This window comes from uncultured Veillonella sp., from assembly GCF_905209685.1.
Classification (GTDB): Bacteria; Bacillota; Negativicutes; order Veillonellales; family Veillonellaceae; genus Veillonella.
Genome location: NZ_CAJLUB010000044.1, coordinates 1 through 12,436 on the forward strand (window position 1 = coordinate 1; position 12,436 = coordinate 12,436).

Annotated in this window: 7 protein-coding genes and 2 pseudogenes; 3 read left to right on the forward strand and 6 right to left on the reverse strand. The window is 40.1% G+C overall.

From position 1 onward, the window contains the following. Positions 1–141: 141 nt before the first annotated feature. Positions 142–276: a rubredoxin gene (locus QZ055_RS04810; RefSeq protein ID WP_004693422.1), complete on the reverse strand. Its 135-nt coding sequence runs from the start codon at positions 274–276 to the stop codon at positions 142–144. Positions 277–823: 547 nt separating this feature from the next. Here QZ055_RS04810 and QZ055_RS04815 point away from each other — a divergent pair. Continuing rightward, positions 824–1,777 carry a nitronate monooxygenase gene (locus QZ055_RS04815; RefSeq protein WP_295824999.1) on the forward strand — a complete coding sequence of 318 codons (954 nt, stop codon included), beginning with the start codon at positions 824–826 and terminating at the stop codon, positions 1,775–1,777. A gap of 17 nt (positions 1,778–1,794) precedes the next feature. Next, entirely contained in the window at positions 1,795–2,343 is a 549-nt protein-coding gene (locus QZ055_RS04820) for a gamma carbonic anhydrase family protein (RefSeq protein WP_295793507.1), read from the forward strand. A 153-nt stretch (positions 2,344–2,496) separates the two neighbouring features. Here QZ055_RS04820 and QZ055_RS04825 read toward each other — a convergent pair. Beyond that, positions 2,497–3,144: pseudogene (locus QZ055_RS04825) on the reverse strand (hypothetical protein). 87 nt (positions 3,145–3,231) lie between these two features. Next, positions 3,232–7,887, reverse strand: coding sequence for an ESPR-type extended signal peptide-containing protein (locus QZ055_RS04830; protein ID WP_295825002.1), 4,656 nt, complete (start codon positions 7,885–7,887; stop codon positions 3,232–3,234). Between the two features lie 273 nt (positions 7,888–8,160). Here QZ055_RS04830 and QZ055_RS09420 point away from each other — a divergent pair. Beyond that, positions 8,161–8,310, forward strand: a pseudogene (locus tag QZ055_RS09420) (IS3 family transposase); the annotation flags it as partial. Here the strand turns inward: QZ055_RS09420 and QZ055_RS04835 are convergent. The 3 genes from QZ055_RS04835 to nrdD form a co-directional block, all read right to left on the reverse strand. After that, positions 8,283–9,521, reverse strand: a complete 1,239-nt coding sequence (locus tag QZ055_RS04835) for a chloride channel protein (RefSeq protein ID WP_295825004.1) — start codon at positions 9,519–9,521, stop codon at positions 8,283–8,285. The pseudogene QZ055_RS09420 and the gene QZ055_RS04835 sit on opposite strands and share 28 nt — an antisense overlap. Before the next feature lie 2 nt (positions 9,522–9,523). Beyond that, entirely contained in the window at positions 9,524–10,021 is a 498-nt protein-coding gene (gene nrdG / locus QZ055_RS04840) for an anaerobic ribonucleoside-triphosphate reductase activating protein (protein ID WP_295825005.1), read from the reverse strand. 137 nt (positions 10,022–10,158) lie between these two features. Further along, complete coding sequence (gene nrdD, locus QZ055_RS04845) at positions 10,159–12,309, reverse strand: anaerobic ribonucleoside-triphosphate reductase (protein WP_295825007.1); 2,151 nt, start codon at positions 12,307–12,309, stop codon at positions 10,159–10,161. Between the last annotated feature and the right edge of the window lie 127 nt (positions 12,310–12,436).

Below are 12,436 nucleotides of genomic sequence, written 5' to 3' on the forward strand. Positions count from 1 at the left end.
TTCCTATATGTTCTTTTGCTTGCTCTACTTGCAGTTTCATAATCTTACCTCGACTCATAATATTATAAACATGACATAGTGCTTTGTCAAATAAAAAAGACTATCTTAAGCGGACTCAAGATAGTCTTTTTGGTAAGTCAATTACATTTTTTCGAATTGGTCTTTACCAACACCGCAAATTGGGCAAACATAATCAGCTGGTTGATCTTCGAATTTTACGCCTTCAACAGCTTCGTCATAAACCCAACCACATACTACGCATACGTATTTTTCCATGAGTATTTCCTCCTTCACTTGAAAATTATTGTTTAATATTTATCTTTTATAATTCAGATACTCTATCTGTAATGTAGTATATCAAAGATATCGAAACTTTTCAATACTCATTTTCTTAATTTCTCATTTTTCTAATATTTAAAAAGCATATATAATATGCGGATTTGTGCTACATTATAATTTGAAATGTATTATCATTTAGACCGATTATGACCTAAATTTACCTCAATCCCTTTCCCTATTGCTACTTATCTGTCAATATATCTATTAATATAAATAATGGCCATTATTATACCGATAGTTTTTAAAGTATTAACTAAAATCAGACCTAAGGTGTACATAATTTATATATTATACTATTATATATAGAAGAGAATATTGTTATATTATATATTCTAAAAGAACTTAATTAATAACTTATTATATAAGTATGTACTTATGAACACTTACTTCTCTATGCGATATAATCATAATAAGAACTTCACGATCTTAATATGAAATATCGGTCAGAGAAATCGTCATTTATATTGTTATCATAGGAGGATTTATGAGAACAGCTTTAACAGAACTTTTACAAATTGAATATCCTATTATCCAAGGTGCTATGGCTTGGGTATCTGAACACAAATTAGTATCTGCCGTTGCAAACGCTGGTGCAACAGGCGTTATCGCCCTCGGTGGTCGTGATGCAGAATGGACTCGCAACGAAATTCGTGCATGCAAAGAATTAACTGATAAACCATTCGGTGTTAACCTTATGTTGATGGCTCCTAATAAAGACGAGTTGGTAGATGTTATCATCCAAGAAAAACCTGCTTTCGTAACACTTGGTGCTGGTAATCCTGTACCATATATCAAACCGCTCCAAGAGGCTGGTATCAAGGTTATCCCTGTAGTACCTTCCCTTAAATTGGCTAAACGTATTGAAGAAGCTGGTGCTGATGCGATGATTGTAGAAGGTACGGAAGCTGGTGGTCATATTGGTAGCCAAACAACAATGTCTTTAATGGAAAATATTTTGCCAGAAATCAGTATTCCAGTTGTTGTAGCAGGCTCTATCGTTGATGGTCGTGGTCTTGCCGCAGCTTTATTAATGGGTGCACAAGGTGTACAAATGGGTTCTCGCTTCTTATTAGCAGAAGAATGCCAAGCACATCAAAATATGAAAGAAGCAATTATCAAAGCAACAGATACTGATTCTGTTGTAACTGGTCTTCTCTCTGGACACGGCGGCGTTCGCAGCTTAAAAAATGAATTTACGACTCGCTATTTAGCAGCAGAAACTGATGGTGTTACTACACCTGAAGAGCGCACAAAAATGTCTCAAGGTACTAATAAACGCGCCGCTATTGATGGCGATGTAGTAAACGGCGCCGTACAAGTTGGTCAAGCCTTGAATCGTCTTGTAGCTATCGAACCAGCTCATACAATTGTTCAAACAGTAATGAACGAAGCTATTATGTCTATTCGTAAGGCTCAACGCCTTCTTGAAATTGTTTAATCAATTAGGAGTGTCATATGTTACCATTTCATGGAAAATATCCAAAATTAGATACTAAAAGTTGTGTAATGCCCGGTGCAGAACTTGCTGGTGATGTAGAACTCAAAGAATATGCATCTATTTGGCAAAACTGTGCACTTCGTGGTGACGTAAACAAGATTGTAGTAGGTCGTTACTCTAATGTACAAGACAACTCTGTATTACATGTAGACGACGATAAAGCATGCGTCCTTGGCGATTATGTAACAATCGGCCACGGTGCCATCGTTCATGCTAGTACAATCGAAGACAATGTGTTAGTTGGCATGGGTGCCATTGTATTAAGTGGTTGTCATATTGGCTCTGGCTCTATTATTGCAGCCGGTGCGGTAGTAAAAGAAAACACTGTCATCCCACCTAACTCTTTAGTCGTAGGTATTCCTGCTCGTATTGTTCGCACAGATGAAACTCAAATCGAACGTATTCACAATCAAGCTTTAAAATATAAACACTTATGGACTATTGAGTACGGTATGCTTCCTGATGCAGGTGGCGAGGAATACGATAAAAACGCCAAAATCGTATAATCACATATACAATAAAATTTGCACAAATAATCAGAACCACCCGTAAAACGGGTGGTTTTATGATTCGCGACTACGTCGCGAACCAGTCTAAAGACAATAACAAAAGCCGAGGCAATCACTGCCTCGGCTTTCATAATTTATGTGGTCTAAATTTTATTGAATTGTTGGTGCATAAATCGCTTGTCGAAGATCCACCCTACGATGTTCTTCCATCATCTTAGAAATGTCTTCTTATTCGGCAGGTTTCACGCGATTGTTGCCGTCTTTCATAGCTTCTTTCAAGCTAAAGATAACCATTTCATTCATGTAGAAACGCAATTCATCATCATGTACATTGGCCGTATTGCGATCCAAGATATCGATGATTTGTTGTGCATAGTCCATTTTTTCATCGTCAGACACAGTCACATGATTAATAAAAAAGTCTTTATAATCATTATACAAACGATCTAACGCCATGCGTGCATAGCTGTCTTTCTTATAACGATGACTCACAATGTACCAGCTACGACGAACGTTCATATAATACAATGCATTATTGCGGTACCGTTCTTGGCCCTTCATAATACGAGAGTCGTCCATGATATATCTATCTTTTTGATCCAATTGGAATTGTGTGAAAGCATTCACTACTTCACGAACTTCTTCGCTAGGTACAGGAATAGCCACTTCTGCTTCAATCACGTTTAATGGTTCAGCTGGTTGTTCTGGCATCATCAAAGTATCCCGAGCCGCATCCGCCTGACCAACTGCACATACACAAGCAAGCGCCAATACAGGCATAATTTTTTTGAATTTCATACATCCTCCTTATGATGAGCCGCCCCCCGAAGGGCGGCTTTCACAATCCTTACATGAGCCATGAAGAACTCGAATATTCAGATTCGATTATTTTGTAAGACCTGCTTGTTGCATCAACAATGCAATTTGAGCCTTCATTTGTTCATTATCTTCCTTCACAGAGGATAATTCATCAATACGTTTTTGCATACGTGCATTATCATCCTTAACAGAAGACAACTCATGGAGGCTTTCTTGCATACGTGCATTTTCAGCTTTCAACGCTGTTACTTCATCTTGCAACACATAAATAGAACTGATAGGACCGCCCTTATAACGTTCAGGAACAGCTTTCTTCGCATCGGAAGTGCCGAATTTACGAGTTACACCGGCATTCACCATGTTATGGTGGCTACCTACGGACATCCCTACATGGAACATGGTATCTTCCGCCGTGTAATGTGCAATGCCTAGAGCCGCCGCCGTTTCACCGCGATAGTTGCCGATGCCGGCCATCACCTGAGTCGGTTCCAACGGATCATACTGAATAGGTTTCAATGCTGAAAGTGCCGCCGCATGAGCGCCCACACGTTGCGTTTCGCCCGCTACCGCATTAATGGCATTTGACAAGCCGCCAGTAGCATTTTTCAATTGATTTACATTAACCGCATCGGTACCGTTTACGCCAGGACCGACATTACTAATCGTATTGCCGCCGTTATCGAGACCGTCTTTTGTGAGGCTCACCTGATTGCCGCCGGCCGGAGTGATTGTCACGCCGCCACTGTTCATAACGGTTGTATTACCGTCAGCGTCCTTAGTCGTTACGGTTTCTAGACCTTTCAAGTCCTTCGCCATACGAACCTTAAGGTTATTGTTGCCGTCGGATACGACACCCAAATTATCTTCTGAGGTCAACTTATTGGCATCGGTAATGCCGCCGACTACATTCACCTGTTCGTTAAGCTGTTTCTTGATAACCGTACCGGTATCACCACCGTACTTCATACCATCATCTTTGGTTGCCATCTGATGTGTCTTACCGTTTTCATCCCGATATTTAATACGAGTGATTTCGTTTCCGTTAAGGTCAGGATCGCCTTTATCAACGGTAATATCCGCATTGCGGCCGTCCTTACCGCTTAAACCGATGTGACCGACACCGTCTTTACCGGACATGGATACAGCATCTTTACCGTCTTTGCCGGCAATGCCTACCTTGCCGTCCGTACCGTCAGCACCGTTAGGTCCTGTAATGGATACGCCGTCTTTGCCGTTTTTACCGACTTTCACCTTATCGGTAGTTAAACTGTCAGTCTTGAGATCCTTCGCCATCTTGATCGTAACATTACCATTTTCGGCTACGGTCTTAATATTCTCACCGGAATATTTATCATCATTTTCTGTACCTTCACCTTTAATGGTAACCTTTTGACCTAAATCACGATGGAATTCGCCTGTATTACCGGCAAAATCCATACCTTTCTTCGTGATTTCATCGCCCAAGTTGGTAATTTTATTATCCAAGGTCTTGTGAGATTTCTGCAACTGGTCTTCTGTAGCAGCACGACCGCTTGAGATATTATCAGGGTCCCAATCTTTGTTTTCCAGACCTGTCACATAGCCGTCCTTACCGTCAACAGCAACTTTCCCTGCCGCAATCTTGCCGTCTTTGCCGTCGATCGTTACCTTGTCGCCGGCCTTAATGGTACCGTTTTCGCCGTCAATCGTTACATTGCCCGCTTTAATAGTACCTTTATTACCATCGATTTCAACCTTATCGCCGGCTTTGATTGTGCCGGCGTTGCCGTCTATAGCCACTTGTTTTGTCAGATCTGTGCCCATTGTCACCTGATCCTTAAGACCCACTTCATAGTTTTTCGACCCATCCGCATTGGTGCCAGGTGTAACGATAATATTTTTACCGGCTGTCACCGTTGTAGTCGCAGCCGCTGTCGCCTTATCCAATTGGGATTTATTAACCGCATCTTTAGGATCCGTACCGTCGGCTACATTCGTAATCTTATTACCTCCGTTATCGAGGCCATCCTTTGTGAGGCTCACCTTATTACCGCCGGCAGGATTGATTGTCATACCGTCACCGTTGATAACAGTGTTATTACCACCGTTTGTGAAAGTTGTAGACGTTAACCCCTGTAATTCTTTCGCCAATTTTACATTTAATGTACCGTTACCGTCGGATACAACACCGATATTATTGTCGGATAATTTAGCTGCATCAGCACCGCCTTTGATAGTTACTGTATCACCTAATTTTCTGTTGCTTACGGCACCCGTATCACCGGCAAAGTTCAAGCCTTTTTCAAGAGTTTTATTGATATCGGAGATATCCTGTTTATTCTTATTGATGTTCTGCGTATTGTTGGCGATATCTCCGGCATTTTTATTGATGTTCTGTTTGTTACCCGCAATATCCTGTTTATTTTTGTCGATGTCGGATCTATTCGTATTAACTTTGTCGTTAACCTTCTTCAACTGATCTTCCGTAGCACCACGACCGGATACAGCCACTGGATTATCCACATTCCAATCCGTATTCGTGAGACCTGTTACATGACCTGTATCACCATCTACAGTTACAGGGTGGGCAGCACCGACATTAATTTTATTGCCTAAACCGACAGTAAATTCCTTACCGCCATTCGCATTCGTACCTTCCGTTACGGTCACATTCGCATCCTTTGCTTTCACAGTGGATGCCTTCGCAGTACCGTTGATAGCTTTTTGTAACTGGCCATAGTTAACTGCATCATTAGGATTACTACCATCCGCCACGTTGGTAATCTTCTGATTGTTCGCATTGATACCGTTCGGCGTTACATAAGTCTTACCGCCTACAGTCAAGCCGTCATTGTTGATAGTCGTACTGCCGGCAGTAACGCTTTCTAGACCGGTTAACGTTTTCGCTAATTTTACATTTAATGTATCCGTTCCGTTGGATACAACGCCGATATTATTATCGGATAGTTTTGTCGGATCAGTCACACCACCGATAATATTCGTCTGTTCACCAAATTTACGAGTAAATTGATTAGCTGTAGCCGATGCAGCTTTCACATCACCGGCATATGCCACGCCCTTATCCATCTCCGAAGTAACTGCATGCAATTGACTGCCGTTGATAGCATCCGTAGAAGTAGCGGAAATACGACCTGCCGCTACATTAGTAACTGTCCGTTCCATGCCTGCCTTGCCGACACTTACAGTGGATGCCGGATTAATACCTGCAAAGTTATGTACAGCCCCGTTAATGGTTGCGGAAGGTGTCGCTACAGCTGCTGCCGTTTCAGAACCGGTCCCCAGAGCTACAGCACTTTCATTATCTACCTTTGTATTATTACCGAGAGCCACAGCATTTTTCGCCGTCACGGAAGCATTGTTCCCGAGAACCATAGCCCCATCAGCGGAAACATTGGAGTTACTGCCCACTACATAAGAATTATCGGCCGTAATACTGTTCTTATAGCCGAATGCACCTGACATATTACCTTTAACAGTACCGTCTGTAACAGTTGTAATTTTATCCTGATCGGCACCTGCACCACTACCATTTGCTTCCGTCGTGGTCATAACAGTAGCGGAACCGATGGTATTTCCTGCACCGATAGCATACGCCTGATTACCGTAAATCGTATTCTTGGAACCAACAGCAGCAGACTCTTTCCCGGATTTAGAACCGTCTTTCATATCTAAACCGACCTGGTTCGTATCACCGATAGAGGATGAACGATCACCGTAAGCACCAACCTGCGTACCAAGAGCAAGAGAATTTGTTCCCCAACTACGTGTCATGATACCGATGCCGGTGCTGGCTACACCTTTAGTCAAAGAGTTGATACCGATTGCTGTAGAGCCTGTACCATAGGCTTCGCTCAATGTACCGATAGCCGTAGTTGCATCACCGATAGCCGCCGTATTTGCATATTTACCTTTTACATTAATAGATGCCGAACCAAGAGTGCCGGCGAATTTATCTTCAATTTCCTTGTTAAAGCTCTTTTTAATACCGTTTCCTGCAGCCAATTGAGGCACAGCTGTTTCCAATTCAGTACGAGCCATATCGATATCATCACCGCCGATGGCAACAGATGAATTACCAATAGCTCTTGTATCTGCACCGAGAGCAAGAGACTGTGTACCATAAGTTTTTGCAGTGCTGCCGATAGCTACACCTTGCGCATATTTAGGGTTAACAGTACCGCCATCATTCTTAATTTTTACATTTGTTTCCGCAGATGCACCGATAGCCACATCACCACGAGCACCGTAGGAAGCAGCATCCGCCCCCATAACAACAGCGCCGGATCCAGGATTACCATGATGCGTAGAAACAATACTCTTTGCGGAACGACCGATAACGATATCCCCGTTTTCCAAAGCTTGTGCCCCTTGACCTATAGCTACTGTACTTGTCGGGATATTCGTGCCTACAGTACTTTCACCGGCTGCTTTTGCACCGTTACCGATGGCTACACTATAATCACCAAGTGCATTAGTTATATCACCAATAGCGATACCACCATTATTTGAGGCCTGCGCTCCGATACCATTTTTAATCGGTGCCCCCAAAGCATCCGTAGGCATCATAACGCCCGTCAACATGACGGCAAGCGCAGTAGCACCTACCATTTTAGAAAATACAACCGACAAAGAAGAACGTTTCGTCATGTTCTTTGCCGTTTCCGCTACGACTACGTAACACCCCTTTGTACGATTCCAAATTACTTTAAAAACTCGATTCATCAATCTTACTCCTATAAATTAAACTAACTATATCCACTTACATAAAAATTTCAATAACCAAACTGAGACTATATCGATTTTCTCAAAATTATATAACTAAAATACCACATTTTACTGTATAAGTAAAATTTTTTTCATTTTATTTTCACATAATTATGCGTTCAAATTATCAATTTTTCGATATACAAAAAATATCGAGGCACCGTCACTCGAACAGTCCTCGATATTCTTATATATACTATTAAATTATTCTATTGAAAAGAATATTCATCATTTAATACTTTTGTAGTAGCGATAGAAGAATATATTAACTATTACAACAATAGAAGGATCCAGAAAAAAACAAAATGGATGCCCCCTGTAAAATACAGGGAAGCATCCATGTGTTTAGATTACTATTTATCACTCTTTAGTTTTGACTGAATAATCTGCTCTACCATAAGCGCTGTACCCATAGTTAACGCTATAGGGAACAACATTTCTACAGAAAATCTTGAAAGCTCAAGCATAAATACACATGAGGTCATAGGCATTTTTTGTGCGAGTCCTAAAAATGCTACGGCACCGATAAAGGCAGCCATCCCCAATGATATAGGCGCTACAGCAATAGACCAAAGAGTCCCAAATACTATGGCTAGCGTACTCCCCAACATCATAGATGGAGTAATACGACCACCATAAGCACCTGCCGCTAATGCAAGTAGTACTGCTATCCACTTAGAACCAAATAAACCCAATGCATAGGTCCAAGTAATATCATTGGTAAAGGTCAATTCATTCCCAGCTTTACCGTTCCCAAGTATTTCAGGAAAATACATAGCTAACGCACCAATAAGTGTAAAGGCTACGATAGATATGGGGATCATAACAGGACTGCTACGATGAATAGCCGGTAACTTACTTTGTGTAATATTAAATAAAACTACACCTAAGGCAACAATAGCACCCAAGGCAATGGAGAATTCAACATAATGACTACCCAAGCTAGGTTGAGCCATTGTATATTGAATAACATCCCCTACACCTGCCTGTCTCGTTACAAAGGTTGCTAATCCACAGCATATAAGAGCAGCACTCATAGCGCGTATATTCCATGTAAGAAGCAATGTTTCCAACGTAAAAATCGCTGCCGATAAAGGTGAATTATAAACGGCCGCAAGACCAGCACCTGCTGCACAAGCAATCAATAATTGGCGATCTTCTTGTTTTATGTCAAAGTGCTTAACTAAAAAAGTTGTAATCCCCGCACTTGCTTCACGAGGGGCTACTTCTCGCCCTAAAGGTGAACCTATAGCTACCGTAATAATTTGTAAGGTTGCATGTAAAACAGTAGTAATAGGATTCATATCCATCTTACCATATACAGCCGTTTTAATATCTACAACACCTTTACCATATCGGTGAATAAGTACCCAACCGACACCGCCTATAAGACCGCAAATAATCAGTGGTATCAATCGCTCTACTGGAGATACACGAGCTACAGCAGCGCCAAAACTCATATGATCAGCAGCAGAATAATGATATACAAAGTGCTGAATACCATGTAATAAATGTGTATAAGAAGCCCCTACCAATCCCGCTATAAATCCAACGATAATTATGAGGCCTATTAAACGTTTATCAAATGCCATACTTACTCCATTGCTAATACGACTTCGCCTATTTCTAATGTTTTCTTAACATCTATAATACGTTGATTAGATGATCCTCTAAATCGCAATGCGGGATCTTTGAGTTCATCTACAAAGCGACCATCTACGAGAATATCAATTTCATGTAATAAAGCGCTTCTCAACTCATCTTCTAAGATATCATCTATTGTATAACCTGAATAGGCCCAAATTTTCTTTTCTGGTACCGCCGCACGAACTGCCCGCACCACCGGCAATAAACCTTGTACATTTTGGAACGGTTCCCCACCTAACAAGGTTAAACCTGAGCATGTTGGACTTTTCACATAGGATACAACTAAATCAGTTTCAGATTGAGTCCACTCCTTACCGGCATTAAAATTCTGGTATTCTTCATTAAAACAGTTATAGCAACAATGTGTACAACCAGTTACGAATATAGATGTACGAATACCTTCCCCATTGGCAATATCATATTGTCTTATTTGCCCATATCTCATAATTACCTCCATAATAGTGATTATCAACTTTGATTAACACCATATAGATATATTTCTATTTCTTACAAACGCAGTAAAAGCTGTGCCTTAAGCACAGCTTTTACCATGTATTTATAGAAACTATAATTCTAATAATTTTAAATGTGCATTACACGATCTTTGATTTCTTTCGTACGCCCTTCATTCCAGAAATTTTCACCTAGGTAACCACATGTACGACGAATTACAGTTAATTTATCGCGGTTTGTATTGTGGCAACGTGGGCATTCCCATTCATTATTCTCGTTTACCTTAATTTCACCATCAAAACCACATTCGTGACAATAGTCAGACTTGGTATTGAATTCAGCATAAGAAATATGATCATAAATATATTGAATCATAGTCAAAACAGCTGGGATATTATTAGTCATATTCGGAATTTCCGCATAGGAAATACAACCGCCAGTCGATTTCTTTTGGAATTCAGATTCAAAATTAAACTTATCAAATACATTGATTTCTTCACGAACATTAACGTGATAGCTATTAGTATAATATCCTTTATCGGTGATATCTTCAATTACACCAAAGCGAGCACGATCTAGAGAAGAGAATCGATTTGTTAAGCTTTCAGCAGGTGTACCATATAAACCAAAGCCAAGATTATGTTTATCATGCCATAGATTGATAGCATCATTTAAACGATCCATAATTTTCATGGCGAATACACGACCTTTTTCACCTGTGTTAGACTCACCAGTAATCAATCGAGTTGCTTCATAAATACCGATGTAGCCAAGAGAAATCGTTGCATAACCACCAGTAAGGAAGCGAGCGATTTTTTCTCCTTTTTTTAGGCGCGCAATAGCACCGTGTTGCCAATGAATTGGCGATACATCACTCACTACATCCTTTAATAAGTTGTAACGTAATAGTAATGCTTTTTCAGCTAATTCAAGACGTTTATCTAAAATTTCAAAGAATCTTTCTTCACTACCGCGAGCTAAGATGCCAATTTGAGGTAAGTTCAAACTTACAACGCCCATATTAAAGCGACCATCAAATTTATAGTTCCCCTTTTCATCCTTCCAAGGAGATAAGAAAGAACGACATCCCATTGGGCTAAATACATTACCTTCATAGTTTTCCTTCATCTTCTTAGCGGAAATGTAATCTGGATACATGCGTTTAGCCGTACATTGTGCAGCAAGTTCAGTTAAATAGTAATATGGACTATCAGGCGTTACATTATGTTCATCAAGAACATAAATCAATTTAGGGAATGCTGGCGTAATATATACATCAGCTTCATTTTTTACACCCTTAATACGTTGGCGCAAGATCTCTTCTGTAATAAGAGCAGCCTCTTTAGCGTATTCATAATCAGGTTTAAAATACATGAACAATGTAACAAATGGAGATTGACCATTTGTAGTCATCAATGTATTGATTTGATATTGGATAGTTTGGATGCCATCCTTAACCTCTTTACGCGTACGTTTCCACGCAATTTCACGGGCTTTTTCCATATTTGGTTCCATCCCGTAAATCTCAACTTGTTCTTCAATAACATTGTTAAGGATTTTTTCGTAAGATTTACGTACGAATGGCGCCAAAATGCGATCGATACCATTAATACTTTGACCGCCGTATTGACCAGATGCAACTTGGGCAATAATTTGCGTTGTTACTGTACATGCAACTTGGAAGGATTTAGGTGTATCAATTTTCTTACCATTGATAACCGTACCATTTGTTAGCATATCTTCCAAATTGATCAAGCAACAGTTAAACATAGGTTGGATAATGTAATCCATATCATGGAAATGGATAGCACCACTATCATGGGCTTCTAAAATATCTGTAGGAATTAATTTACGGCGAGCGATATCCTTAGATACTTCACCAGCGATTAAATCACGTTGTGTAGATACAATGGCAGCATCCTTATTAGAATTTTCATCGAGAACGCTGACATTACTGCGATCTAATAAACCGATTACATCATCATCAGTAGTATTTTGACGACGTTTAAAAGCTTGAACAGCTTTGTAACCTTCATAGGCACGTGCCGTTGCAGGATTATGATACTCAATCAACTTATAATACACTTGATCTTCAATAGCATAAATTGTCATGTCTTTTTGGAGCTTTGTAGCATATTCTTCAATTTCATCAGCAATACGCTGTGCCAACCCCTCTTCGTACAACCCTGTACTACTATGCTCAGCTTTTTCTATAGCCAAAGCAATTTTGTTTTTGTCGAAAGGTACCTTTGTACCATCCCGTTTAATGACCTGCAACATATTGGCAACCTCCCCATTTTGTTACCGCTGAAATATATGTTATGACAAAGAAAAAAGTATGGTATACCATACTTTTATAAATTTATATGTAAAAACGTAAAGAATTATTAGTAAACTCTCTATTTTT

Coding starts and splice junctions, on each gene's coding strand:
- QZ055_RS04835 (WP_295825004.1), bottom strand. CDS start 9,521: ATGGCATTTGATAAACGTTTAATAGGCCTCATAATTATCGTTGGATTT.
- QZ055_RS04810 (WP_004693422.1), bottom strand. CDS start 276: ATGGAAAAATACGTATGCGTAGTATGTGGTTGGGTTTATGACGAAGCT.
- QZ055_RS04830 (WP_295825002.1), bottom strand. CDS start 7,887: ATGAATCGAGTTTTTAAAGTAATTTGGAATCGTACAAAGGGGTGTTAC.
- nrdD (WP_295825007.1), bottom strand. CDS start 12,309: ATGTTGCAGGTCATTAAACGGGATGGTACAAAGGTACCTTTCGACAAA.
- QZ055_RS04820 (WP_295793507.1), top strand. CDS start 1,795: ATGTTACCATTTCATGGAAAATATCCAAAATTAGATACTAAAAGTTGT.
- QZ055_RS04815 (WP_295824999.1), top strand. CDS start 824: ATGAGAACAGCTTTAACAGAACTTTTACAAATTGAATATCCTATTATC.
- nrdG (WP_295825005.1), bottom strand. CDS start 10,021: ATGAGATATGGGCAAATAAGACAATATGATATTGCCAATGGGGAAGGT.